Annotated in this window: 18 protein-coding genes; 13 read left to right on the forward strand and 5 right to left on the reverse strand. The window is 69.4% G+C overall.

The window, feature by feature from the left end:
* Positions 1-195: 195 nt before the first annotated feature.
* Complete coding sequence (locus tag BLR41_RS01475; RefSeq protein ID WP_092626031.1) at positions 196-1,230, forward strand: 4-hydroxy-3-methylbut-2-enyl diphosphate reductase; 1,035 nt, start codon at positions 196-198, stop codon at positions 1,228-1,230.
* A 259-nt stretch (positions 1,231-1,489) separates the two neighbouring features.
* On the opposite strand, the gene BLR41_RS01480 is transcribed toward BLR41_RS01475, so the two are convergent.
* Complete coding sequence (locus tag BLR41_RS01480; protein WP_092625571.1) at positions 1,490-2,557, reverse strand: DUF6542 domain-containing protein; 1,068 nt, start codon at positions 2,555-2,557, stop codon at positions 1,490-1,492.
* Between the two features lie 258 nt (positions 2,558-2,815).
* On the opposite strand from BLR41_RS01480, the gene BLR41_RS01485 reads away from it, so the two are divergent.
* The 6 genes from BLR41_RS01485 to BLR41_RS01510 all read left to right on the forward strand — a co-directional run bounded on the left by BLR41_RS01485 (position 2,816) and on the right by BLR41_RS01510 (position 12,871).
* Positions 2,816-4,387 carry a sugar ABC transporter ATP-binding protein gene (locus tag BLR41_RS01485; protein ID WP_092625574.1) on the forward strand — a complete coding sequence of 524 codons (1,572 nt, stop codon included), beginning with the start codon at positions 2,816-2,818 and terminating at the stop codon, positions 4,385-4,387.
* Positions 4,384-5,535 (forward strand): ABC transporter permease, encoded by a 1,152-nt coding sequence (locus BLR41_RS01490; RefSeq protein WP_092625576.1) that lies wholly within the window; start codon positions 4,384-4,386, stop codon positions 5,533-5,535. Before BLR41_RS01485 ends, BLR41_RS01490 begins: the two co-directional genes overlap by 4 nt.
* A 61-nt stretch (positions 5,536-5,596) precedes the next feature.
* On the forward strand, positions 5,597-6,607 hold the full coding sequence (locus BLR41_RS01495; protein ID WP_092625578.1) for a substrate-binding domain-containing protein: 1,011 nt from the start codon (positions 5,597-5,599) through the stop codon (positions 6,605-6,607).
* 223 nt (positions 6,608-6,830) lie between these two features.
* Positions 6,831-9,425 (forward strand): glycoside hydrolase family 172 protein, encoded by a 2,595-nt coding sequence (locus BLR41_RS01500; RefSeq protein WP_092625580.1) that lies wholly within the window; start codon positions 6,831-6,833, stop codon positions 9,423-9,425.
* A gap of 190 nt (positions 9,426-9,615) precedes the next feature.
* A complete protein-coding gene (locus BLR41_RS01505; RefSeq protein WP_092625582.1) occupies positions 9,616-11,028 on the forward strand; it encodes an L-fucose/L-arabinose isomerase family protein in 1,413 nt (470 codons plus the stop codon).
* A gap of 340 nt (positions 11,029-11,368) precedes the next feature.
* Positions 11,369-12,871: an FGGY-family carbohydrate kinase gene (locus BLR41_RS01510; RefSeq protein ID WP_092625584.1), complete on the forward strand. Its 1,503-nt coding sequence runs from the start codon at positions 11,369-11,371 to the stop codon at positions 12,869-12,871.
* A gap of 89 nt (positions 12,872-12,960) precedes the next feature.
* Here the strand turns inward: BLR41_RS01510 and BLR41_RS01515 are convergent, their stop codons facing one another.
* Entirely contained in the window at positions 12,961-13,983 is a 1,023-nt protein-coding gene (locus BLR41_RS01515) for a DNA recombination protein RmuC (protein ID WP_092625586.1), read from the reverse strand.
* A 157-nt stretch (positions 13,984-14,140) separates the two neighbouring features.
* Here BLR41_RS01515 and BLR41_RS01520 point away from each other — a divergent pair, with 157 nt between their 5' ends.
* The 3 genes from BLR41_RS01520 to BLR41_RS01530 all read left to right on the forward strand — a co-directional run bounded on the left by BLR41_RS01520 (position 14,141) and on the right by BLR41_RS01530 (position 19,784).
* Entirely contained in the window at positions 14,141-15,319 is a 1,179-nt protein-coding gene (locus BLR41_RS01520) for an exonuclease SbcCD subunit D (RefSeq protein WP_092625588.1), read from the forward strand.
* Complete coding sequence (locus tag BLR41_RS01525; protein ID WP_092625590.1) at positions 15,316-18,306, forward strand: AAA family ATPase; 2,991 nt, start codon at positions 15,316-15,318, stop codon at positions 18,304-18,306. The genes BLR41_RS01520 and BLR41_RS01525 overlap by 4 nt, the downstream gene beginning before the upstream one ends.
* A 131-nt stretch (positions 18,307-18,437) precedes the next feature.
* Positions 18,438-19,784 (forward strand): DUF2252 domain-containing protein, encoded by a 1,347-nt coding sequence (locus BLR41_RS01530; RefSeq protein ID WP_092625592.1) that lies wholly within the window; start codon positions 18,438-18,440, stop codon positions 19,782-19,784.
* Positions 19,785-20,179: 395 nt separating this feature from the next.
* On the opposite strand, the gene BLR41_RS01535 is transcribed toward BLR41_RS01530, so the two are convergent.
* The 3 genes from BLR41_RS01535 to BLR41_RS01545 form a co-directional block, all read right to left on the reverse strand.
* Positions 20,180-20,677 carry a methylated-DNA--[protein]-cysteine S-methyltransferase gene (locus tag BLR41_RS01535; RefSeq protein ID WP_092625594.1) on the reverse strand — a complete coding sequence of 166 codons (498 nt, stop codon included), beginning with the start codon at positions 20,675-20,677 and terminating at the stop codon, positions 20,180-20,182.
* Positions 20,674-22,197: a DNA-3-methyladenine glycosylase 2 family protein gene (locus BLR41_RS01540; protein WP_092625596.1), complete on the reverse strand. Its 1,524-nt coding sequence runs from the start codon at positions 22,195-22,197 to the stop codon at positions 20,674-20,676. The genes BLR41_RS01535 and BLR41_RS01540 overlap by 4 nt, the downstream gene beginning before the upstream one ends.
* A 298-nt stretch (positions 22,198-22,495) precedes the next feature.
* A complete protein-coding gene (locus tag BLR41_RS01545; RefSeq protein ID WP_092625598.1) occupies positions 22,496-22,849 on the reverse strand; it encodes a hypothetical protein in 354 nt (117 codons plus the stop codon).
* Positions 22,850-23,148: 299 nt separating this feature from the next.
* Here BLR41_RS01545 and BLR41_RS22650 point away from each other — a divergent pair, with 299 nt between their 5' ends.
* From BLR41_RS22650 to ychF, 3 genes are all read left to right on the forward strand, one after another.
* A complete protein-coding gene (locus BLR41_RS22650; protein ID WP_176797757.1) occupies positions 23,149-23,373 on the forward strand; it encodes a hypothetical protein in 225 nt (74 codons plus the stop codon).
* A gap of 97 nt (positions 23,374-23,470) precedes the next feature.
* The gene (locus BLR41_RS01555) at positions 23,471-24,313 is read left to right on the forward strand and encodes an NAD(P)-binding domain-containing protein (protein ID WP_218119847.1); all 843 of its coding nucleotides are present in this window, start codon (positions 23,471-23,473) and stop codon (positions 24,311-24,313) included.
* Between the two features lie 74 nt (positions 24,314-24,387).
* Positions 24,388-25,467 carry a redox-regulated ATPase YchF gene (gene ychF / locus BLR41_RS01560; protein ID WP_092625602.1) on the forward strand — a complete coding sequence of 360 codons (1,080 nt, stop codon included), beginning with the start codon at positions 24,388-24,390 and terminating at the stop codon, positions 25,465-25,467.
* The last annotated feature ends 1,086 nt before the right edge of the window (positions 25,468-26,553 follow it).

The raw sequence follows: 26,553 nt of genomic DNA on the forward strand, positions 1-26,553 counted from the left end.
GAGTGGTGCCGCGCACCGCGTGCCCGGGAAAGGGCCTCGGCCCGCCGCCGGGCACTGTTCGAGTGGGCACGGCGCCACAGCTCGAGTGCTCACGGCGCCACAGCGCGTTCGGAGCACCTCGTGACCCGAATCCTCGCCTCTCGGGGACGGTGCTGGCTGCTGACCGTTCCGCGCCGCATCCGTACCCTGGGCGGTATGAGCACCTCGCCGCAGGCTTCCGACTCCGGACAGGATACGACAGCCACCGACTCCGCCCCGGCGGGTAAACGCATTCTGCTGGCCAAACCACGTGGCTACTGCGCGGGGGTCGATCGCGCCGTGGACACAGTGGAACGCGTGCTGGAGAAGTACGGCGCACCCGTCTACGTCCGCAAGGAGATCGTGCACAACCAGCACGTGGTGGAGAACCTGCGTGAGCGCGGGGTCGTGTTCGTCGAGGACACCGAGGAGGTTCCGGAGGGCTCGCTGCTGGTCTTCTCCGCCCACGGCGTTTCCCCGGCCGTCCGCGAGGCCGCGACCCGACGCAACCTGCGCACCATCGATGCCACCTGCCCGCTGGTCACCAAGGTGCACAAGGAGGTGAACCGGTTCGCCCGTGAGGACTACGACATCCTGCTCATCGGGCACGAGGGCCACGAGGAGGTCGAGGGAACCTCGGGTGAGGCCCCGGACAATGTCCAGCTGGTGGACAAGGCGGAGGACGTGGACCGGGTCGAGGTGCGCGATCCCTCACGGGTCGTCTGGCTCTCCCAGACCACCCTGAGCGTGGACGAGACCATGGAGCGGGTGAACCAGCTGCAGGACAAGTACCCGGAGATGCAGGCCCCGCCCAGCGACGACATCTGCTACGCCACTTCGAACCGCCAGGTCGCGGTCAAGGCGATGGCCGAGGAGTGCGATCTCGTGCTGGTGGTCGGTTCGCAGAACTCCTCGAACTCCAAGCGCCTGGTGGAGGTCGCGCTGCAGGCGGGCGCCACCTCCTCCCACCTGATCGACTACGCCAGCGAGATCGACGAGTCCTGGCTGGAGGGAGTGGACACCGTCGGTGTCACCAGCGGGGCCTCGGTGCCGGACGTGCTGGTCTTCCAGGTACTGGACTACCTGCAGGAACGTGGCTGGGGTGAGGTCGAGGAGGTCACCACGGCCAACGAGAAGGTCTCGTTCGCGTTGCCCCGTGAGCTGCGCAAGGACTTGGACGAGAACCCGAACAGTCCGCAGAGCGTGCGCTGAACACGCCGGTTCGGGCAGCGGGCCTTCGGGCAGCGGGCCGCCGCGTCCGGTTCGGACGGTTCCGGGCCGGTTCGCTTCCCGGTCCGGGAGTGGTTCCACCCCTCCCGGAGTGATCCCGAGCTTCCGAGCGGGTCCGGCAGCGGGCCCGCTCCGGCATCGTGGCGTCTCCCCGGTGTCTCCGCGACGGCGAGAGCCGGTGGGGCGCCGAGCGGGCAACCCGCCAAGCGGGCAACCCGCCGAGCCGCCTCGCGAACTTCGATCAGCCCTCGTCGCGTCGGGGACGCCGCGGTCGCCCCGGCGGTTCGGTCCGACCCCGCCGCTGGGTCGCCCCGTCGGAGGAATCCCCTTCCCGGGGTGGGCGTTTCGCGTTGCCCCTGCCGGGAGGAGCCGGCCGCCTGTCCTGGTTCGGCGCGGAGCTCTCGCCCGGTTCACCGCCCCGTTGCCGCCCGCGTCCCGACCGTTGCTCGTCCCTTCCGTTCGGCGGCTTCCCGCCGTCCCGTTCGCGCCTGCCGGAATCGCGGGGCGCCTCGCCCTCGGCTCGCTCCGGCGGCCGCTCGGAGCGCGCCCTCGGTCCGGAACCACGTCCGGGGGGCGCTCCGCGCCGCCCCGAGGACTCGGGGGCTTCCGAGCGCTGTTCGCGTGATTCGGAGCGTGGTGACCTCCGCCGGGGCGCACGCTTGTCCGCGTCCTCGGCATCCGCGGTCACCGTAGCGGCTCCGCCCCGGCTCGACGCGCCGTCGTCGTCCTCGGCGGAGCCGCTACGGGAGGCCCGTGCGGAGCCGCCGGCCCTGGAACCGCGTCCGTCGCTCCGGTCGCCGCGAGCCGTCTCGGCCGCCGACTGCCCCGCCGCGTCCCTGTCGCGCCGTTTCATCGGCTGTAGCACGAATATCCGCAGCAGTCCGCCGAGTACCGCCACCGCCGTCGACGCGGCCATCGCCGGAAAGCTGTTGATCAACGGGGTGGCCAGCGAGAGCATCACCTGGCGCAGCCCGTCGCCCGCATTGAAACCGACCCCCATCGCCCACACCACGCTCGGGATGACGATCGCCACGACCAGCGGCGGCTGCACCATCGGGCCGAACAGGCTGCCGCGCTGAACCAGCATGACCGCGAGCAGGGTGCCCACGACGCAGCCCAACGTGAAAACGACACCGGGGCCCGACCAGATCAACGTGTCGATCACGGCACACACGGCGGCCAGTACCAGCGGCAGCAGAAACGCCGCCCACCACGGGATGCCGCGGGTGGTTCCGAAAGCCGACCGTTGTGCCAACTGTCCGGAACGACTTTCGGGGCTGTTGATGTTGCGCTCGGATGTCGCGGTCACGCTTGTCACCGTAACGGTCCAGCGCGGTCGCAACGACACGTCCACGATCCCGGGAGGCTCGTCCCCCGACGGGGAGCGGTTTTTCCGCTCGATGGCGGTAGTGCCGTGACCTGTCCGTTATTGCCACCGAATCGGGTGATAGGCGCGGGCGGAGCGCGCGGAGCCCGGTCACATCGTGTGAGGCTTGACACAACACACGGGTGAGCGGGCGGGGCGAAGCGACCGGTTGTCCGCTCGTGTGCCGCAGGGGGTGACGCAATGGACGCCGCACCACCGCTGGTGGAGCTACGGGCGATCACGAAACGGTTCGGTGGTGTGCTGGCCTGCTCGGGCGCGAATCTGACCGTGCGGGCCGGGGAGGTTCACGCGTTGCTCGGTGAGAACGGCGCGGGCAAGTCCACCCTCATGCGGGTGCTGTCCGGGGATGTCACCGGCCATTCCGGCGAGATCCGCATCGCCGGGAAACCCTTCGTCTTCCGGGGCCCGATCGACGCGCAGCGCGCCGGGGTGGCCATGATCCAGCAGGAGCTGGATCTGGTGCCCGCGCTGTCGGTCGCCGAGAACCTCCACCTCGGACGCGAGCCCCGCACCGCACGCGGCACTGTGGACCGCTCCCGGATGAACGCGCGAACCCGTGGGCTGCTGCGGCGCATCGGGGTGGATCTCGACCCGCGCACTCCCGTGGGGCGGCTCCGCATCGGGGAGCAGCAGCTGGTCACCGTCGCCCGCGCGCTGGCCCGGAACGCGGCGGTGCTGATCATGGACGAGCCGACCTCGGCGCTATCCGGAACCGAGGTGGACAGGCTGTTCGCGGTGATCGCCGAACTGCGCCGCGACGGCACCGGGATCGTCTACATCTCCCACCGGATGGACGAGATCGGCGAGGTCGCCGATCGCGCCACCGTGCTGCGCAACGGCGAGGTGGCAGCGGAGTTCGACGCGCGCAGCGTCACGGCCGAGCAGGCAGCCACCGCCATGGTCGGCGACGATTTCGCCACCGCTTTCACACCGACACGACGGAGTCCGGGCGGTGAATTGCTCGCGCTGTCCGGCTTCGCGGTGCGCACCCGCGGGCGCGACGAGGGCAGGCGGAACCCCGCCGGCGTGGACCTGTCGGTGCACCGTGGCGAGATCGTGGGGCTGTGCGGATTGCTCGGCTCGGGGCGCACCGAACTGCTCGAAGCGCTCTACGGGATGGGGCCGAGCGCCGAATGGCGCGGCGAGGTGCGGTTGCACGCCTCCCGTTACCGGCCGCGCGGTCCCCGGCAGGCGCTGCGTTCCGGGGTCGCGTTCGTGCCGGAGGATCGCGCCGGCAGTGGCCTGGTCACCGAGCACTCGGTGACCGCCAACACGGTGTTGTCCGTGCTGCCCCGGCTCGGCAGGCTCGGGCTGGTCGCGAGGAGGCGGGAGAGCGCGACCGCGCGTCGGAACGCTCGACGTCTCGGGATCAAGCTCGGCTCCACGTCCGATTCCGTGGGAACACTTTCCGGCGGCAACCAGCAGAAGGTCGTGTTCGGACGGATGCTGCTGACCGAGCCCGCCCTGCTGCTGTTGGACGACCCCACGAGGGGAGTCGACGTAGCGGCCAAGGTCGAGATCTACCGGTTGCTGGACGAGATAGCCGGACGGGGTATCGGGGTGCTGCTCGCCTCCTCGGAGCTCGCCGAGCTGCTCGACGTGTGTTCCCGCGTGGTGGTGCTGCGGGACGGCGGATCAGTGGCCGAGTTCGACAGCTCGCGAACCAGCCGTACCGAACTGCTGGCGGCCGCGATGGGAAACCGGAGTGACGCGGCGGAGACGGCGGTGGTTTCCACCGGGGGTGGGAAATGAGCTCGCGTTCCACCAACGAGGAGCCCGCCGACTCCCCGCCCTCCTCCACGACGGGCTCGGCACCGGATGCCGCCACCGTCCCGGATGCCACGGCCGGGAGTTCGAAAGCCGGGAATCCGACGCCCGGAGGTCAGTCGGCCGGAACTCAACGGGCGGGGCGGAGTGGTTCGGGTGGTGCCGAGGCACTGCTGCGATTCCAGAGCCTGTTCGGCCTCGTCCTCGTCTTCCTGGCCTCGGTGGTGTTCTCGCCGCGCGGGGACGACGGCGAGATCATCTTTCTGACCAGCGAGAACCTGTTCAACCTCGTGCGGGCGATCTCCGAGATAGGCATCATCGCGATCGGCCTCACCTTCGTCATCCTCGTCGGCGGCATCGACCTGTCGGTGGGCTCGCTGCTGGGGCTGGCGGCGGTGGGCTCGGCCGTGTTGCTGACCGAGGACAACTTCGGGATGCTCGCCGCGGTCTCGGTGGTGCTGCTCGCCGGCCTGGTGTTCGGCCTGCTGCAGGGGCTGGCGGTGGCGCTGCTGCGGGTGCAGGCGTTCATCGTCACGCTCGCCGGGCTGCAGATCGCCAGAGGGCTGGCCCGCCTGTGGTCCGGGGGAGAGACCGTGCCGATCACCTACGGTCCCGGTACGGACCGGGCGCCGCTGTCGTTCTCGTTGCTGGGGGAGCGGACCTTCGACGGCCTCGTCCCCGTCCCGGCGCTGATCTTCGCCGTGCTCGCGGTACTCGCGGTGGCGTTTCTCAGGGGCAGCGCCTTCTCCCGCCATCTCTACGCCATCGGCGGCAACGAGAGGGCGGCCAGGACCTCAGGAGTGCCGGTAAACCGGGTCAAGGTCATCGCGTTCGGCATCTGCGGACTGTGCGCGGCCCTGGCGGGCATCGTGCACGCCGGTCAGCTCAACACCGGCAGTCCCAACGCCGGGATCTCCTACGAGTTGGACGGGATCGCCGCCGTGGTCGTGGGTGGGACGAGCCTGGCGGGCGGTCGCGGCTCGATGATGGGCACCATCGCCGGCGCGCTGCTGCTGGGGGTGCTCAACAACATCCTCGCGCTCAACACGGTGGACACCGATCTGCAGTTGGTCATCAAGGGTCTCGTGATCGTGGCCGCCGCCGCGGCGCAGCGGCTCTGGCCCACCCGGTAGTGGAAGACCCGGTAGTGGAAGACCCGGTAGTGGAAGACCCGGCAGTGGGGAAGGAGCACGGATGAGTTCTCGGACGCGATCGATGTTCGCGGCGGCCTGCGCAGTCGCGCTGCTCGGTGCCGGCTGCGGGACCACGAGCACGAACGCGGGCGCGGCCGGTGGGGGACCGGATTCGGCGGAGGTGTGCGGCGGACCGGGCGAGGAGTACACCATCGGAGTCAGCCAGGCCAACGTGGCCGAGCCCTACCGGGTGCGGATGAACGCCGACATCAGGCGTGCCGCCGCCGAGGTCGAGCAGTTCGACGAGGTGCAGTTCCTCGACGCCGCGCAGGACAACTCCAGACAGGTCAGTCAGATCCGGACCCTGGTCACCAAACAGGTGGACCTGCTGATCGTCAGCCCCAACGAAGCGGCCCCGCTGACCGGGGTGGTCGGCAGGGCCTACAACAGCGGCATCCCGGTGATCCTGCTGGACCGCAAGGTCAACGGCGAGTCGTACTCCACGTTCATCGGCGCAGACAACGAGAAGATCGGTCGAAAGGCGGGCGAGTACCTCGCCGAGCACCTGTTGCCCGAGGGCGGCAGGATCGTCGAACTGCGCGGCCTGTCCGGCTCCACTCCCGCGGCCGAACGTGGCAGGGGTTTCCGCGCCGGGATCGAAGGCTCGGGAATCGAGATCATCGCCACCGCGGACGGGCAGTGGCTGCGCGCCGAGGCCCGGTCGAAGATGGCGGCGATGCTCAAGGCCCACCCTCGCATCGACGCGGTTTACGGGCACAACGATCCCATGGCCGAGGGCGCCCACCTCGCCGCGCGGGCGGCAGGGCGGGCCGGGGGAACGAGGTTCGTGGGTATCGACGGGCTCCCGACTCCCTCCGGTGGGATCAAGGCGGTGCAGCAGGGTCGGTTGTCGGCGACGTTCGTCTATCCCACCGGGGGTGCGGAGGCGATAACCGCCGCGAAGCGGATACTGATCGACTGCGAGCCGGTCCCCGAGAAGCAGACACTGCCGACCCAGCTGGTCACCCGGGAGAACGCCGCCGAGGTTTACAGCCGGTTGAATTCCCGGTGACGAATCGGGAGGGGAACATCGACGATTCCGCGCTGCGGAACGTCGTGGAAATGTGAAGATCGCTGGTTTTCGGGGTGTCCCGTAGTGTCGATTCCCTCGAACGAACGATGTGGATTTCGGTGCGGAACCGGCCGTGATCGTACGACAATTCCCGGGAAGTGGATCGACCCCGGTGCGTTTTCCCGCAGCGTGGTCGCGGATTCCTAGCCGGGAGGCGAACACGATGGCCGTGGGAACAAGGGCGGGAATCCGCTCCGGGTCCGCCGTTCGCGGACGCGTAGCGCGCGTTCTCGTCGCGTTCGTGCTGGTTCTCGGCACCCTCGGGGCCACCACCGGCGACTCCACCTCGCAACGCGTCCGGGCCCAGGAACCCGGCACACCTGCCGGATCGGCCGACGGCCGCACGGTCGGTTGGGAGACCTACCGCACGCTGGACGAGCTGGGTGGACTCCGACACGGTGGCAACAGCAAGCAGTTCTCCAGCTTCGCCAGAAGCGGCAGCAACGACGACGGGTTCAACGGAACCCACTCGTGCCTGCGCACCACCGAGCGCGGCTGTGTCATCGCCGAGCACACCGGAGCCGGGGAGATCACCTCCGTCTGGTTCACCCGCGACCCCTGGGGCGATGTCACCGCCACCGGCGACATCCACGTCGAGCTGGACGGTCGCACCGTGCTGGACGCCCCGCTGGCCGACGTCGTCGCGGGCGAACTGGGGCCACCGTTCGTCTGGCCCCTGGTCGGCGACGCGCGCGACACCTCCGGTGGCGCGGTCCTGAAGGTACCGATGCCCTACCGGGAGTCCATGCGGATCACCGTGGACGAGAACCCGTACTTCTACCACGTCGACTACCGCTCGTTCGCCGACGCGGACGGCGTCACCACCTTCGATCCGAGCGACCCCGCCCTGGACGTGGTCCGGCGGCTGCGGCGGTTCGGAGTGGCCGATCCCAAACCGGACGCGCCCACGATCGCGGAACGGCGCACCCGGTTCTCGCTGCGCCCCGGCGAGTCCACCACGCTGAAACCGTTCCGCGGACCGGCGATGATCGACGAACTGCGGCTCCGCCTCCCCGGTGTGGTGGCGGCACCGCGCGTCATCGACGACGGGCGCGCGTTCGGGGCGGGCGGCTCCAGCTCCTTCGACGCGCGCATCGCACCGGGCAACGACGGGGTCCGGATAACCCGCCGCTACGACGCCAACGTCGGAGGTCAGGTGGCGCGGCTGCTCGTCGACGACGAACGCGTCGGCAGCTGGCGCAGCGGCCCGGCGCGACAGGGGGAGTGGGGACGCGAGCGGCTCGCCGTGCCCGCATCGCTGACCCGGGGCAAAACCGAGCTGCGCATCACCAACGAGTTCCGGTCCGCCGAGGTGGACATCAACGAGTTCCGCTACGAAGTGCACAGCAGGGTGGACGGCGACTGGATCCGCACCGACGTCCTCGACGTGGGACCGGCCAATCCCGGCGACGAGGCGGCGCACGACTACCGGATCGAGAACCAGGTCTTCCAGCGCCGCAAACTGGTGGCCCACCTGCCGCACGAGCGTGCCCGGGTCGAGGACTCCGACGCGGTGCTGCGCGACGTGCGGCTGCGGATCACCTTCGACGGACGCACCACCGTCGACGCCCCGATCGGCGAGTTCTTCGGCTCCGGTCTCGGCGAGTACGACGTGCGCAGGCTGCTGAGCTCCATCGACGCCGGGGAGGGGTGGTACACCTCCTGGTGGCCCATGCCGTTCGCGCGAGGAGCCGAGATCGAGCTGGTCAACGAGGGATCCGTGCCGGTTCGGCGTGCGGTGCTCGAAGCGACCGCCGCCCCTTCGGCGGGCGCGGGGCCGGGGACCGGTTCGGGCCACTTCCACGCCACGCACCGCCAGGGCCTCACCGAGCCCGGCAAGGACTGGAAGTTCCTGTCCACTTCGGGCAGCGGAACGTTCTACGGCGTGACGCACACGATGCGCGGCAGGATTCCGCCCGGAGTGGCGCGCACCCCCGAGGGGCCGCGTTCCTCGGCGTCCCCACGTGCCAACCAGCGCAACTACTTGGAGGGCGACGAGCGGTTCTACGTGGACGGCTCGGCCAGCCCGGCCTGGTACGGCACCGGAACGGAGGACTTCTACGAGTCGGGCTGGTACTTCCGGGGCGGCACCACCTTCGCCATGCCGCTGACGGGCAATCCCGCCTACGAGTACTCCGGGGAAGGCTGCCGCTACGACTGCACCGGCACCTACCGGCTGTTCGTGTCCGACGCGGTCTCGTTCGACAGTGAACTCGTGGCCGGGATCGAGCACGGACCGGCCAACAACGAGCCGGCGCGCTACAGCTCCACCGCCTACTGGTACGGCAACCCGATCTCCACCATGCGGCGCACCGACCGGATCGACCTGGGCGACCGGTTCAGCCGACTGGCCCACGACTACCGCGCCACCGGTGAGTCGCGTCGTGAGCTCACCGCAACCTTCGAGGGCAGGCGCGACCCGGGCCCGTACCGGTACACGAACACCTCGAGCACCGGTGAGATCGGGTTCCGGGTGCGGATCGACCCGGACAACTCCGGAGTGCGGCTCCGCAGGCTCGCCGATCAGCGCAGCAGCCATCAGCGGGTTCGTGTGCTGGTCAACGGCCGCGACGTCGGTGTCTGGTCGCAGCCGTTGGGCAACAGCGCGCACCGGTGGCTGGAGGACGGTTTCGACATCCCGGCCGAGCTCACCCGAGGCCGGAACACGTTGCGAGTGCGGCTGCTGCCCGCGGCCGACGCGCCGCCCTGGTCGGCGGTGCGCTACACCGCGTTCTCCTACCGGACGGTGGAAAGGTAGTGCCACTCGATCCGATCGGGCGGAGCGAATACGAAAAACGATCGGGAATTCTGGTGTCGGTGTCGAATTGACATCCTTCCGGCAGGGGAATAATTTCTCGTCGGGCGATCAACGATCGTTCCGGGAGTTTTCACAGGCGACGGTACGTCGCGACGATTCCCGGCATTGTCGCCGGAGTTCGGGGGTTTTCGTGGCTCGTATCGGTGTGCTCGGCATTTCGGACGGCCGGGAACACGTGCACCAACGAAATTCGGATTTCATTCGGGAAAAGCAGAGTGTCCTCGTGCGATCGCTGCGGGCGGCGGGTCACGAGGTCATCGAGGGCGGTGACCCGGTGAACTCCAACATCGCCGCCACCGCACAGGCGCGGCGCCTGGCGGACTCCGGCGTCGACGTCACCGTGCTGTACTACGCCGTCTGGGCCTTCCCGCACTTCACCATGCTCGCCGCCTCTGCCCTCGACACACCGCTCGTGCTGGCGGCCAGCACCGATCCGACCGAGCCCGGTCTGGTCGGCATGTTGGCCGCGGGCGGCGCCCTCGACCAGATCGGACGCGACCACACCAGGACGTGGGGCGCTCCCGACGATCCGGAACCGCTGTCCCACATCGGCGCTAGAGCCACCGCCGCCGCTGCCGCCTCGGGGTTGCGCGGCCTGACCTTCGGCCGCTTCGGCGGGCGACCGATGGGAATGAACACCGCCGTGGCCAACACCGACCAGTGGCAGCGCTCGTTCGGGATCGACGTGGAGGAGATCGACCAGTACGAGCTGGTGCTGCGCTCGCAGCACGCCGACCCCGGCGAGGTCCGCAAGGCGCGGGAGTGGTTCGAGCAGTACGCGGGCGAGGTGCGCTACGACGGCGACAAGCTCACCCCGGAACTGCTGGAGCGCCAGATAGCCTCCTACCTGGCCGTACGCGAGATCATCGCCGAACGCGGCCTGGACTTCTCCGGCATCAAGGCGCAGCCGGAGTTGACCGAGAACTTCGCGACCATGGACGTCACCGAAGCCCTGCTCAACGATCCCTACGACTGGAACGGACCGAAACAGCCCCACATCTGCGCGACCGAGGCCGATATGGACGGTGCGCTGACCATGAAGCTGTTCTCGGACGTAGCGGGGACGCCCGCGCTGTTCGCGGACGTGCGGCACTACCACCCCGACCGCGACGTGTGGGACCTGTGCAACTCCGGGCAGCACGCCACCTGGTTCGCCGCGCGTAGCTCCGACCCGGCCGTGAACCTCGCCCGGGTGCGGTTGTGCCCCGAGGTGTTCTTCTTCCCCGCGGGCGGTGCTTCGGTGCGGCACATCGCCGCTCCCGGAACCATGACGCTGGGCAGGCTGACGAGAAGGGACGGCCGCTACCGCATGCAGCTGATGCTCGGCGAGTTCCTCGAGTTCGACCCGGCGACCACGGCGGAACTCGTCGATCGTTCCACCCCGGAGTGGCCGCACGCCTTCGCCCGGTTGGACGTCCCCACCGAGACGTTCCTGTCCCGGTTCGGCGCCAACCACATCCACGCGGTTCCGGGCGATCACCGCGCCGAGCTGCGAGCCGTCGCCCAGCTGCTCGACCTGGGTCTGGAAGAGTGGAGTAAGTAGGGATTTCCGCTCGGTTGTCGTGGCGGTGCGGGTGGCGGAACCTCTCGCACGGCTCTCGCTGCGGGTCCGGCGACATCGGGTAGCGACCTACCCAACGTCTCCGGCGTCCGCGCGAGAGCCGCACGGGAGAACCCGCGGCGGTGCCGACCGCGAGAGTGGTAGGAGTTCTGCTCGAGGCGCCGGGAAGGGCACGGTGATTTCGCGAGAAATCGACGCTGCCGGGGCCGCACCGTGCCACCGAGGCGGCGATTTCGTGGGAGATTGACGCCGAACATCGACGGGAAGTCCGAGCGGGCGAGGGTTCGCCGTTGTTTCGCGACGGCTACGGGAAGTGGGAGCCATGTCCGAAGAGGTACTGCTGGGGATCGACATCGGCACGTCCAGCTCGAAGGGCGTGCTGACCACCACCAGCGGCAAGATCCTGGCCAGGGCCGAACGCGCCCACGCCACGAGCCGCCCGTCACCGGGGCGTGCCGAGCACGACGCGGCGGCGATCTGGTGGCACGACTTCCGCGAGCTGGTGGCCGAACTGCTTCCCGCCGCCGAGCGGGGCGGGATCGCCGGACTCGGGGTCAGCGGTATCGGACCGACGCTGCTGCCCGCCGACGAGGCGGGCAACCCGCTGCGGCCCGCGATCCTGTACGGCGTGGACACCAGGGCCACCGCCGAGATCGCGGAACTGAACTCCGAACTCGGAGCCGAGGAGATACTGCGGCACAGCGGTTCGGCACTGAGCAGCCAGGCGGTCGGCCCCAAGCTCCGCTGGCTGGTCAACAACGAACCCGAGACTTACCGCCGCACCGCGAAACTGCTGATGTGCGGCTCCTACCTGGTGCACCGCCTCACCGGTCGCTACGTGCTCGACCATCACTCGGCCAGCCAGTGCGACCCGATCTACGATCCCCATCGGCGACGCTGGGCTCCCGAGTGGTCCGGCGCGGTGGCACCCGGGCTCGAACTGCCCGAACTGGCCTGGCCCACCGAAACAGCGGGTCGGGTCCACGCCCGCGCCGCTGCCGAGACCGGGCTCCCGGAAGGCCTGCCGGTCACGGTGGGCACCGTGGACGCCTGGGCCGAGGCATGCAGCGTCGGTGTCCGCGACCCCGGCGACGTGATGCTGATGTACGGCACCACCATGTTCTTCGTGCGGGTCGTGGAGCGGCTCCGGCCCCACCCGGCGTTGTGGGGCACTTGCGGTGTCCACCCGGACACCTATACCCAGGCCGCCGGGATGGCCACATCCGGCGCGGTGACCGACTGGCTGCGCGGCCTGTTCGGCGGGGAATTCGCCGAGCTGGCCGCCGCGGCGTCCGAAGTTCCGCCGGGCAGCCGCGGGCTGCTGCTGTTGCCCTACTTCGCCGGTGAGCGCACCCCCGTGTTCGACCCGGACGCGCGGGGCATGCTGTTCGGCCTGACCACCGAGCACGGCCGGGCCGAGCTATACCGGGGCGCCCTGGAGGGAATCGCCTACGGAGTGCGGCACAACCTGGCCGAGATGCGCGGTTCGGAAACCGCCACCGAACGACTGGTGGCGGTGGGCGGTGGCACCACGGGAGGACTGTGGACCCGCATCGTCTCCGACGTGACCGGCTGCACCCAGCTGATCCCGGCGGAAACGGTGGGCGCCTGCTACGGCGACGCGCTGCTGGCGGGGCTGGCCACCGGCACGGCGATCGACCCGGACGGGTGGAACCCGGTGGTCGACCGGGTCGAGCCGGACCCGGCCAACACCGAACGCTACGACGCCTTCTACCGCCACTACCGCACGCTCTACGAGAGCACTGCCGAGACGGCGCACTTCCTCGCCGAACAGCAGCGGCTCGCCACCGCAGGCCCCGGCTGAGCCCGCTTCGGGGCACACCACGGGCGGCACGACCGGAGCGGATCGCGGTGCTTCCCGGCAGGAGAACGGAGGCGGGGGAGCACCGCTCCTCATTCCGCCGCGCCGTCACCCGACCCGTTCCGGGAGGTCACCCTGTCGGCCTGGCCCGGCTCGCCCCCGGAACCGGCCGATCCCTCCGACCCGGCCAGTCCTTCCGAAGCCCGACGCACCTCGGCTACCCCGTTGGCGTCGGCCAACTCGGCCAGCGGCTGCACCGCACCCCGGAAGTGCTCCAGCGCGTCGAGCTCCCTGCGGCGCGCCGAGACGAATCGCTGCAGGTGGGTTCCGGACAGGTTCACCGCCTCGACCGCCGAGGCCGCGGCCCGCTGCGCCTCCACCGCCTGCGCGCGGATCCGCTCGATGTCGGCGGCGATGGTGCGTTCGGTCGCCGCGAACAACGCGGCCGAGGCCAGCACCCCGAACCCGGTCGGTCCACACAGGAACACCCGCTTCTCCAGCAGCCACCCCAGCAGCGTCGGATCGGTGTCCAGCGCCGAGACCACCGCCGCGTCGGAGGGCACGAACATGATCGAGCCGTAGATCGCGTCGGCCCAGCGCTGGTAGTCCCTGCCCGCGAGCTCCTTGGCCCGGGCGCGGATGTTGCGGGCGTGCACCCGCAGCGCCTCGTCGCGCTCCGCCGGGTCGTCGGTTTCCATCGCCTCGGCCCACGCGGCGAAACTGGCCTTGGCGTCCACCGGCACGCGCCGGTCCCCGCTCACGTTCAGCACCAGGTCCGGCCGGGCGGCACCGCCACCTGCGAGATCGGTCTGCTGGGTGAAGTGAACCCCCTCACGCAGCCCCAGCGCCCTGGTGGTTCGTACCAGGGCCTGTTCGCCCAACTCGCCGCGTCCGGTGCTGGAGGCGAAGGTCACCTCGTAGCGCCGCAGCGCCGCTTCGTGCCGCGAGGCGCGTTCCCGCTCCGCCTCCAGCATCCGCAGCGCCTCCTCGGCTCGCCGTGCGGAGTCCTCGGCCCTACGGGCGGAATCCCCGTACAACCGCCAGATCACCAGCAGCGCGGCCGCGAACAGCAGCACCATCACCACCAGCAGACCGCCGAGCATCGCTGACCCCACGAGCGCTCCTCAATTCGTCCCTCGGTTGTCGAACGGATCATCGCCGACGGGCCGGAGTCGCGTCCCACCCGCCGTCCGCGACACGCCGCTGCCACCCGCGCCACACCGCGGCGGACGGGGTGATCGAACCACCGCGGTGTGTCGATAGCGTGCGGCCATGCGCCTGCTGCACACCTCGGACTGGCACATCGGCCGTACGTTCCACGGCCACGACCTGCTCGACGACCAGCGGCGGGTGCTCTCCGAACTGGCCGAGATCGTCCGTGCCGAGAACGTGGACGTCGTGGTGATCTCCGGGGATCTCTACGACCGCTCGGTGCCTTCCGGTGAGGCCGTGCAGACCTGTGTCGACGTGCTCGAACAGCTCCGTCGTACCGGCGCGCGGCTGGTCGTCACCCCGGGCAACCACGACTCGCCGCAGCGGGTCGGCGCGTTCGCGGGATTCGCGGCCGCCGGCGGGCTGCACCTGCACACCCGCGTCGCCACCCTGCACGAGCCCACCGTGCTCTCCGACGAGCACGGACCGGTGGCCTTCTACGGCATCCCCTACCTCGAACCGGACCCGGCTCGGCAGGTGCTGCGCACCAGCACGGCGCCCGGTGCGGCCGAGGACGTCGAGCGCGGTCACCCCGCGGTGCTGGGTGAGGCGATGAACCGGGTGCGGGGCGAACTGGCCGGCCGCGACCCCGGCACCAGGTCCGTGGTGCTGGCGCACGCCTTCGTCACCGGTGGCGGCAGCAGCGACTCCGAACGCAACATCGCCGTCGGCGGGGTGGACCGGGTGCCCGCCGACGTGTTCGCCGGGGTGGACTACGTGGCACTGGGGCATCTGCACGGTTGCCAGCGGATCACCGAGCGGGTGCGGTACTCGGGCAGCCCGATGGCCTACTCGTTCTCCGAGGCACAGCAGCGGAAATCGGTGTGGCTGGTCGAACTGGACTCCGAGGGGCTGTCCGAGACGCGCCGGATCGAACTGCCCGTGCCCCGCGAACTGGCCACGGTGTCCGGAACTCTCGAACAACTGCTGCACGACCCCGAGCACGAATCCGTTACCGACTGCTATGTTTCGGCCACGGTCACCGACGAGGCCCGGCCGGTGGAGGGGATGCGCAGGCTGCAGCAGCGGTTCCCCCACGCCGTGCACATGGAGTGGGAACCGGCGGGCGGCAGGGCCCGTGCCTCGCTGCGATACTCGGAGGCGGTGCGCGGTCGCGACGAGCCGCAGCTGCTGCGGGACTTCGTCGCCAACTGCCGGGGGCAGGAACCGTCCGATTCGGAGGGTGAGTTGCTGGACCTGGCGCTGTCCGAGTTGAACATCGCGGAGGTGCGGCGGTGAGACTGCATCACCTGGAACTGTCGGCCTTCGGCCCGTTCCGGGACCGGCAGCGGGTCGACTTCGACGAGCTCGGCGCGGACGGGCTGTTCCTGCTGCACGGCGACACCGGGGCGGGCAAGACCACCGTGCTCGACGCCGTCACCTTCGCGCTGTACGGCCAGGTCCCCGGTGCCCGGCACCAGGCCAAGGCGCTGCGCTGCGACACGGCGCCGCCGGAGACACCCACCCGGGTCTCGCTGGAACTGACCGTGCAGGGCTGCCGGATGCGCGTGGAGCGCAACCCGGAGTACGAGCGGCCCAAGAAAACCGGTACGGGCACCACCAAGGAGAAGGCCAAGGCCACGCTGACCTGGCTCGACGAGCCACCCGAGGGTGAGCCGCGGGAGGGGATCACGCGTCCCAACGAGGTCGGTCCGACCGTGGAACGGCTGCTCGGGATGGACGCGGGACAGTTCTGCCAGGTCGTGCTGCTGCCGCAGGGCGACTTCGCGCGGTTCCTGCGCGCCGACGCCAAGGAGCGGGCGGATCTGCTGGAAGAGCTCTTCGACACCCGGCAGTTCTCCCGCATCGAGCAGTGGTTCGGCGAGCGACGCAAGCAGCGCCGGGCCGAGCTGCACAGCGCACGGGAGCACAGCGAGAAACTACTGGCCCGGTTCGCCCAGGTCGCGGGCAGCGAACCCGACGAGGGCGCGGACCGCGCCGAATGGCTGGACGAGACGGAGCGGAGCTTCGCCCGCCGCTACGAGCACGCCCGCGCCGAGGACGAGCGGCTTCGACGGCAACGCGAACAGGCCGAGGAGACCCTGGCCCGGCAGCGTGAACTCGCGGGCAAGGTGCGCCGCGTCCGCGACGCCCGCGCGGAGCTCGACGAACTCGCCGCCCTGGCTGAGACCTACCGGGCCGCCGATGTCGAACTCGACGCGGCACGCCGCGCGGCCCCCGTGCTCAACGCGGCCCGGGAACTGGACAGCAGCACCACCCGGCTGCGGGAGGCCGAGCAGGAGCTGCACCGCGCCCTGGCCGACTGTCCCGGTCACGAATCCGACGGCCCGGCGCCAACCGGGAAGGGGGCCGCCGAGAAGGAAGCCGTCGACACCGACGAACTGCACACCCGGTCGCTGCGCTACCGCGAGGAAGCAGCGGTGCTGGCCGATCGGGAGCAGGAAGCCGAGCAGCAGCGCCACGACCGAGCGCGGATCACCGAACTCGACGAGAACATCGCCGCCGACCTCACCACCGACGAGGAACTCGCCCAGCAGCAGCACCAGCTGCCGGAGGCACTCGAACAGGCCCGCACCGCGGCCCACGAAGCCGAACAGGCCCCCGAACGGCTGGAGACGGTCACCGCCAGGTGCGACGAGCTGAACGGGGCGCTGGAAGCCGCCCGGCAACTTCCCGAGGCCGAGAAGCGACGCGACACGGCATGCGAACGGGCACAGCACGCCGTCGACGAGCACCAGAGAGCGCGCGAACAGCTGCAGGACATTCGGGAACGCAGACTTGCGGGCATGGCCGCCGAACTGGCCACCCGACTCGAAACCGACACGGCCTGCCCCGTCTGCGGCTCACGACAGCACCCGCACCCGGCCGAACCGGGCGAGTCGTCCGTCGGACCCGATGACGAACGGCAGGCCCGCGAGACCGAGCACGACCGCCAACAGCGCAGGGACCACGCGCGGGGCGAACTGGAGGAAGCCGAACGGGACCACACCCGCCTCCGCGAACAGCTCGGCGAACGTACCGAAGCACAACTGCGCGCGGAGTTCGAGCGGGCCGCGGCCGAACGCGACCACCTGCGCGAGCTGGCCGACCAGCGGCAGCACCGAGCCGAACGGTTGGCCGAGCTCAACAACCAAGCCGAGCTGCTGAGCGGCAGGCGCACCGAACTCGACAAACGGATCAGCGCCGCGCGCTCCGGCCGGGACTCACTCGTCGAGACCGTCCACGAACGGGAAGAACGGCTGCGCGAGGCACGCGGCGAGTTCGACACGGTCCCGGCGCGACGGCAACACCTGCTCGAACTCGCCGAACGCCTCGAACGCGCGGTGCGGGCACGCGGCGAACACGACAGGGCCGTCACCCGCGAGAACGAACAACGCGAAGCGCTGGCGCGGATCGCCACCGAGCACGGCTTCGACAGCTCCGAGACGGCGCTGGCGGCACGGCGGGAACAGCAGCGCATCGACGAACTCGCCGACTGGATCACCGAGGTGGACCGCCGCGCCGCGACCGCCAGGGCCACCCTCGACGAGCTGCCGGACGTCTCCGCCGACACCGAGGTCGACACCGAAGGGGCCGCGGCGGCGGCCGAACAGGCGCGGCGGCTGGCCGACGACACGACCGCGGTGCTCGGTGATCTCGGTCACCGCAGCTCGCAACTCGCCGAGCTCGGCGAGGAACTGCGGCAGGCCTGGAAGGAACTGGAACCCCTCGAACGGGAGTTCGCCGAACTGCACGCCCTGACCGACGTGATCAACGGGCAGGGACAGAACGCCCGCCTGATGACACTGCGCTCCTACGTGCTCGCCGCGCGGCTGGAGGAGGTCGCCGTGGCCGCCTCCGCCAGGCTGCGGCACATGAGCGACGGGCGTTACGCGTTCGTGCACTCCGACGAGCAGGGCGCGCACGGCAAACGCGGCGGGCTGGACCTGCGCGTGATCGACGACTACTCGGGTCGGACGCGCTCCACCAAAACGCTGTCCGGCGGTGAGTCGTTCCTCGCCTCGCTGTCGCTGGCTCTGGGGCTGGCCGACGTGGTCAGCGATGAGTCCGGCGGCGCGATGCTCGACACGTTGTTCATCGACGAGGGCTTCGGCACCCTGGACGGGGATACACTCGACCTGGTGATGGACGCGTTGGACGACCTGCGCGCCGGAGGCAGGATGGTAGGTCTGGTGTCGCACGTCGACGAACTGCGGCAGCGTATTCCGGTACGCCTGCGGGTGCGCAAGTCGCGCGGCGGTTCGTCACTGGCGATCGAGGCGTAACCCCGCACCGCATTCACCACCTGCCCCCGTCGTGGTCGGGCCGGTGCTCAACTCGGTGTGCCGGTGCGTGAACCCAACCGAGCAGTGTCGATACCGCGGCCCGTCGCGACCGGGCCGGGAAAGGTCGGTTCATGTCCGAGCTGTCCAGCATGCTGGAGACCCACGATCCGAATGCTCGCCGCGAGTACATCGTGAACACCCTGGTGGAGACCTTCTCCGAACTGATGGAGCACAAGCCCGCCGCCTTCCGCACCAAGTTCCGCAAGATGGCCGCCTCCCCGTTCGCCTTCTACCGCGGCACGGCCTGCCTGTTCTACTCCGACGTCGCCCGACTCAAGGACCCCTGGGCGGACGAACGCACCAGCCGGGTCTGGATCCAGGGCGACCTGCACGCCGAGAACTTCGGCACCTACATGGACGGCGAAGGCGTGCTGATCTTCGACGTCAACGACTTCGACGAGGCATACCTCGGACATTTCACCTGGGACCTGCAGCGGTTCGCCGCCAGCATCGCGCTGCTCGGCTGGAGCAAGGCGCTGCCCGACGAGGACATCGTCGAGTTCATCCGCCGTGCCACCCACTCCTACATCGACCAGGTGCGGCACTTCGTGGCCGGTGACGACGACGCGGCCTTCTCGCTGAACCTCGGCACCACCGACGGGCCGATCCACCAGGTGCTGCAGCAGGCCAGGCTGCGCAGCAGGGGAGGACTGCTCGACCGCGAGACCGAGACCGAGGGCTACGACCGCAAGTTCCGCGACGGGGTCGGGGTACGCAGACTCGGCGACGACGAGTACCAGCGCGTCATCGAGGCGTTCCAGCGCTACCTGACCACGATTCCGCAGGACAAGAAGATGCGCGACATCGCCTACGAGGTCAAGGACGTGGTGGGGCGTAGCGGTTTCGGCATCGGCAGTGCGGGGCTGCCCGCCTACAGCGTGCTCATCGAGGGCGAGAACGAGGCGCTGGAGAACGACCTGATCCTGTCGATGAAGCAGGGCAACGTGGCCGCCCCCGCCGCGGTGGTGCCCGACGAGGGGATCCGGAACTACTTCCTGCACCACGGCCAGCGCACCGCGATGTCGCAGCGGGCGTTGCAGGCGCACGCCGATGCGCTGCTGGGCTACACCGAGATCGACGGCACCGGCTACGTGGTCTCCGAGGTCTCGCCCTACGTGTCCGATCTGGACTGGGGTGAACTCACCGAGCCGGATGACATCCGGCCGGTGGTGGACTACCTGGGGCGCGCTATCGCCAAGATCCACTGCGTCGCGGACTCGGACTCTGATCAGACACTGGTTCCGTTCCAGACCGAGGACGCCATCTCGAAGGTGCTCGAAGGCAAGGACGAGGAGTTCGCGGACTGGCTCTGCGACTTCGCGATGAACTACGCCGACGTGGTGCGCGACGACTACCGGCTGTTCGTCGAGGCGTTCCGCAACGGTGAGATCGGAGGGGTTACTTCCACCCGCACCTGATGTTGCTGGGTGACGGTGCCGGTTGCGTACGGGGTCGGCTAGCCGGCACGTGAGGCGGCGCCTTGCGGCGTTGGGCCGCTCTTGAGTAGCGACCTACGCTGCGAGGCGGCCCGGCCTTGCAATGCATCCGCCTCACGCACCGGGGACACTCGTGTTGCGACACGCACGGTCCCGCAACCAAAGTCCCGACCGGACCGAAAAACCGAGCTGCTCCCAAGCGGCGCAGCCGCTTACCGCCACACTGCCCCCGGCACCGCCGCGGGTTCTCCGGCGAGTGCCTCACGAGGACGGTCCCGACGTTGTGTAGGTCGCTACCCGATGTCGGGGCACCCGCAGCGAGGCGCCGTCGGAGGTTCCGCCACGGAACCAATTACGCAGGCCGAGCGGGCACACCATCAACCACGTTCGTGGTCGAGGAGCTGTCGCTTCAGTTCGAGTCCCCAGCGGAATCCGCCGAGCGAGCCGTCGCCACGCAGCACCCGGTGGCACGGCACGAACAGCGCCGCCGCGTTGTGCGAGCACGCGGCAGCGGCGGCCCGCACGGCTTCGGGACGTCCGAGCAGCGCCGCGTAGTCGCGGTAGCTGACGGACTTGCCGCCGGGGATCTCCCGCAACACCCGCCAGGCCTGTTCCCGGAACGGGCCGGAGCGCTGGGAGACCGGGATTTCGGCCGCCGCGTCCAGCTCGCCCTCGTGGTACCGGCGCACGGCGCGGCTCACCTCCCCGAGGTCGGTGGCCTTGCGGATCTCGTGCGGCCGTAGCGGTTCCGCGATGAGCGGCAGCAGTTCGTCGACGGCGCCGGTCCACCCGGAGGCGAGTACCGTGCCCTCGCCGTCGACCATCGTGGTGAACGGGCCGAAACGGGTGTCCATCATGGACCATTTGGCTGTCATGTCGGCTCCTTCGTCGTGGATTCGGGGTGGTGTTCGTGGTTCGTCGTGTTTGGGGCGCTCCGAGCGGCCCGCCACAGGTGCACCGCCGCGTAGGAGCGCCACGGGCTCCACTGCCGCGCGCGATCGAGCAGCGCGGCGTCGTCGGGCAGGCCCAGCAGTCCGGCGCCGCGACGTAACGCGCCGTCGGGGAGGGGGAAGCTGTCGGGCTCACCCAGCACGCGCATGCTCACGTGCTCGGCGGCGCGTTCCCCGAGACCCGCTCCCCGCAGCTCCTCGCGCAGTTCCGCGCCCTCGCGCCCTTCGTCGATGCGCAGCGCCCCGCTGGTCAGCGCGGTGGCGAGCCCGCGGATCGCTGACGCGCTGTCGCCGGATCCGGGTAGCGCGCGCGCCGCTCCGTCGGCGAGCGCCTCGGCGGTCGGGAACAGCACGGCCTCGCTCGTCCCGTCGAGAGCGGGGACTCGCTCGCCGAGCTCGGCGATCAGCTTGGAGAGCTCGGCGCGCCCGTCGCCGGTCGGTCCGGCTTCCTCGGGCCCCGCTTTGCCCAGCAGTGCCCGAACCGCGGTCTCCGTGCCGTCCGCGCTGCCGGGCAGCCGCACTCCCGGTGTCCTCGCCACCGTTCCGGCCAGCGCGGGATCGGAGCCGAGCACCTCGTCCACGGCAACCGGATCGCAGTCCAAGTCGAACAGCCTGCGCAGTCGTGCCACCGCACTGCCGAGATCGCGGAGTTCGGTCAACCGCAGGGTGACCGCCAGGTGGTGCGTTCGAGGGGTGAGTTCCGCGACCCCGTGACCGTGCGGCAGTCGCAGGGTCCGGCCGTAACCGCTTCCGCTCGTCCATTCCACGCCATCGACGGCATGATCTGAGTGGAATCCCAGCGTGCCAGGTGCGTCGAACGGCAGCCGCATCGGCAATCGAAGCCGCAACGTGCCCGCGGGGAGCCCCTCGGGACTGCGGGGCCGGGTCGTCCGCGCCCGCAGTCCCGTCGGGTTGGTGGCGAACACCTCCCGAACGGTCTCGTTGAACTGGCGCAGGCTCGCGAAGCCGGCGGCGTAGGCGATGTCGGTGAAGTTCAGCTCGGTGGTCGCGATCAGCAGCCGCGCGGTGTGCGCCCGGTGGGCGCGTGCCAGCGCGAGCGGCCCCGCCCCCAGTTCCTCGGTGAGTACGCGGGTCAACTGCCGGGTGGAGTAGCCGAGCCGCGCGGCCAGCCCCGGCACGCCCTCCCGCTCCACGAGCCCGTCGGTGACCAGCCGCATCGCGCGCCCCGCGAGGTCGGCCCGCAGGTTCCACTCCGGCGAGCCCGGCACGGCGTCCGGCAGGCAGCGGCGACACGCGCGGTAACCGGCCTGCTGTGCCGCTGCCGCCGTGGCGAAGAACTCGACATTGCCGGACTTCGGGGTGCGCGCGGGGCAGGAGGGCCTGCAGTAGATACCGGTGCTGCGCACGCCGGTCACGAAGCATCCGTCGAACCGGATGTCCCGGGACGTCACGGCGCGGTAGGCCTGTTGCGGTGTGACCAGCATGAGTCGAGCCTGCCACCAGTTGCGAGCCGTTCACCAGCGGAAATCGGACACGATGGTTCGGGTGCGCGGGGCCGTACGCCCGGGGACCGGCCGAGGGGTGTTCCGGTCGCGCGGCGGTCCGGAGCAGTTCGCCGTTGGTCCGTGACGCCCGGACGATGCGGTGCCCCGGTCCGAGGTGCGGACCGGGGACCTTTCGGGCCGAACATCGATTCGCCACTCGAACTCTGGCCACCGGACGGCGAACCGGTGATCGATCGGCCGAGTGAACGTCATCGAGAATCGGGAGGAGGAATCCGGATCAGCACAGCACCACCCGTTCCAGATAGGGGCTGACGCCTCGGGACTTGCTCATTCTGGTCTGTCCCGGTCGTATCGAGAAACATCGGCTGTCCGCGCCGCGAGCCATGATGAGTTTAACCCGATAGTACCGTTTACATTCGTTGGTGACCCACACCGTCGTGTAAACTTTACCTTTGTCCTCCCGGTCGGTGATGCAGTTCGGGGCCGTGCGATCCGGGGCCGCGTTCGTGGGGAGGGCGTTCGCGTATTCGGTGGTCGAGGCGCCCGCCGGTAGTGCCCCCAGCGTCGTGAGCGCGGAGAGGGTCATCGCTGCCGTCAGAACGGACATGCGACGCATCCGGTTGATGGACATTGAATCTCCTTTTGGTTCCGGTCAATTGTGACCGCTCGTCCGGGAACGGTTCTCCGGTATTTCTTCGCGCGGTCGGGATCGATTTTGCCCGCTGGTTGTTCGTCGGTGGTCGGTAATGTGTTGAAACCACTCGATCCGGCGACCGGAAGGGAGATTCCACCTCCGTTGAGGTGTCATTCTTCCGGTGGTTGGCCGGATTGCGGAGCCCTCTCGCGGGCGAGTGTTAGCGGAGTCGTGCCCGGAGTCGCTCCGGGCACGCCGTGCCTGCGGAGCCGGAGCCGGACATCTATCTTCGGGGCATGAATCATGGACGTCACTTCATCCGCTGGTTCGGTGCTGTGCTGGCCGCCCTGGCCCTGCTGACAGCGGGTTCTTGCGAGGAGAGCGAGCAGGGGCCCGGTGGCGGGGAGCAGCAGGAGCAGCAGGAGCAGGACCAGGAGCAGGAGCAGGAACAGGAGCAACAGGATCAGCAGGACGGGGATCAGCAGGACGGGGAACAGGAGGAGGACGGCGGCGGTTACTGACACCGCCGCTCACGACGGTTGACGACGTTTCGCTCGACGAACCTCCGGTGTTCGACGGCGTATGGCACGGCCGAGCCTGTCGGGGGTGCGAGGCAGCATGCCGAACATGATCGAGCCGGAACATTCTCGTACCAACGAGTACCGCATCACGGGGTCCGTCGAGGATTCGTCTCCCACCACGTACGGTTTCGTCGGCACGGGTGAGATCACCGCCGCTCTGGTCGAGGGCCTGCACGCGGGCGAAGCCGAACCGCCCGTGGTCTTCCTCTCGCCCCGAGGGCGCGATGTCGGGCGGGCACTGGCCCAACGGTTCGAAGGCGTGCACGTGTGCGGCAGCAACCAGGAGGTGCTGGACAACGCCACGACGATCGTGCTCGGGGTACGACCACCGGTCGCTCACGGTGTCGTCACCCAGCTGAGGTTCCGACCTCACCACGTGGTGTTGAGCGCGGTGGCCGGTGTGCCGTTGGCACAGCTGTACGACTGGGCCGCGCCGGTTGGTCGAATCGTCCGAGCCGTTCCGCTGCCCCAATCGGAGAGCGGTCGAGGTCTGACGGCGATGTACCCGGAGAACGCGGTAGCTCGTGAACTGTTCGGCCGGGTCGGCGGTCTGCTCGTTCCCGAGCACGAGGCCGCCCTGGAGGCGATCAGCGCGGCAACCGCGACCTTCGCAGCCCATCTCGACCACCTCACCACCATCGCGGGCTGGATGGCCGAGCACGGCGTCGATCACGAATCCGCGACCACGTACACGAGACACGTCTTCGGCCAGCTCGGCCGGTCCTTGCTGCGAAACACCGAATCACTCACCGAGCTGGCCGACAGGCACACGACTCCCGGTGGGATCAACGAGCAGGTCATGACCGAGCTGCGGAACGAGGGCGTCCCCCAGGCGGTGCGGCAGGCACTGGACCGAGTGCTGACTCGGCTCCGTGAGTAGCCCACCCCGACGGACGGGTGCTCGACTCGCCCGCCTGACCGTGATCCGAATCGGGCTCCTAGACTTGGACAGCTGTGACCCTCACTCTCGGAATCGTCGGCCTGCCCAACGTGGGCAAGTCCACGCTGTTCAACGCGCTGACCCGCAACGATGCGGTCGCGGCCAACTACCCGTTCGCGACCATCGAGCCCAACGTCGGTGTGGTTCCGCTGCCGGACCAGCGGCTGGACAGGCTCGCCGAGATGTTCGACTCGGCGCGCACCGTGCCCGCGACCGTGTCGTTCGTCGACATCGCCGGGATCGTGCAGGGGGCCTCCGAGGGGCAGGGGTTGGGTAACCAGTTCCTCGCCAACGTTCGTGAGGCGGACGCGATCTGCCAGGTGATCCGCGTGTTCGACGACTCGAACGTGGTTCACGTCGATGGTCAGGTGAACCCGTCCAGCGACATCGAGACCATCAACACCGAGCTCATCCTCGCGGACCTGCAGACGATCGAGAAGGCGCTGCCCCGCATGGAGAAGGAAGCGCGCACCAAGAAGGAGCGCAGGCCCGCCGTGGAGGCCGTGCAGGCCGCCAAGGAGGTGCTGGAGGAGGGCAAGACCCTGTTCTCGGCGGGGCGCGGCACCGAGGTTCCCGAGCTCGCCGAGCTGAACCTGCTGACCACCAAGCCGTTCCTCTACGTCTTCAACTGCGACGAGGGCGTGCTCAACGACGAGGCCAAGCTCAAGGAGCTGCGCGAGCTCGTGGCGCCCGGCGACGCGGTGTTCCTGGACGCCAAGGTCGAGTCGGAGCTGCTGGAGCTGGACGAGGAGTCCGCCCGCGAGCTGCTGTCCTCGGTGGGGCAGGAGGAGCCGGGGCTGAACGCGCTGGCCAGGGCGGGTTTCCACACGCTGGGGCTGCAGACCTACCTCACGGCCGGGCCCAAGGAGGCCCGCGCCTGGACGATCCGCAAGGGCGCGACCGCGCCGGAGGCCGCCGGAGCCATCCACACCGACTTCCAGCGCGGCTTCATCAAGGCCGAGATCATTTCCTACGAGGACCTGGTCGAGGCCGGTTCGATGAACGCCGCCCGCTCCGCCGGCAACGTCCGGCTGGAGGGCAAGGAGTACGTGATGCAGGACGGCGACGTGGTGGAGTTCCGATTCAACGTGTGAGGTCGTAAACCGGGGGCTTGTGCCGCGCCCCCGGTCACGGTTGTCGAAATGCCTGTTCAGTGACGTTGCGAAACCGTTCGGCGAACCGTTTCATTGCTCCGGTTTCCTGCCATTGCTCGGCGCTGTGCTGATTAGGTGCTGACTCCGTGAGGTTGAGAGACCTCCCGTGCCTCCGGGGTTGATCCTGGTCGCAGACCGCAGCCCCCGACAGCCTCACTCAGCCCCGGAGCCAGGCCGCCGTCCTCTTTTCTTGCGAGCCGGAGGCGATCCCCGAGTCCCGGGTCCCGCGTGGACCCGTAAGGCTGCGAGCCCCCCTCGATCTCGGGGGAGCCGTGTATTCGACACACCTCTCCCGGGATCGAGGGGGAGGTGAAGACTCTCGGTATACCGGAATTGTGACTTTGGAGCTTCACCCCACGCGGGGTGTTACACCCGCGCCGAGCCGGGGGTTACGCGCATTGCCGGGATGATGGCCGGGCTACACGAGCGTGAGCGCCAGGGCTTACCAAGTACACGGCCGGGTTCGCCTAGATCGTGCGTTGCCTGACGCGCGGACTTCACCCCCTCTAACCGCGAGCCGCACGGCTGTGAACCGTGGCCAGGACTTGTAGCCCTACCCACACGCTGCCTGGACCGCATGCGGAGGGAAGCGTATTCCGTGCTACGCTCAGCACTGTTAACTGAACCTTGGCGGAAGTAAGTTAACACGAGCCCTCTGGTTTCGATCAGGGGGCTCTTCTGCGTTCGTGACCGAGCGTGCATATACGAATGCGCCCCGGAGCGGCTCCTAGGGTGCGGAACTGTTCGGCTGGAGAGCAGTCGAATCGGGGTTCAATCGAGTTCGCGAATCCGCTGTGTGGCAGCGTCGCCCTCCCATCCGGCGAGGGCACGGTGATCCGCCGCCCACTCGGCGCGAGTCCAGGCTTCCGACATTGCTTCCGGAGATTCCCTCGCGGTCCGGCGGGCCTGCCAGAAGTCTCTGAGGGCGTGCAGCACGAATCCGTTGTGCCCATTGAGGACAGGCGGTATGTGCCAGTACGAACCGTCCGATAGTTCTTGGGGATCGGGAGCGTTCTCGATCAGGCG

Origin of the sequence: Actinopolyspora mzabensis (genome assembly GCF_900101095.1) — a bacterium.
GTDB lineage: Bacteria > Actinomycetota > Actinomycetes > Mycobacteriales > Pseudonocardiaceae > Actinopolyspora > Actinopolyspora mzabensis.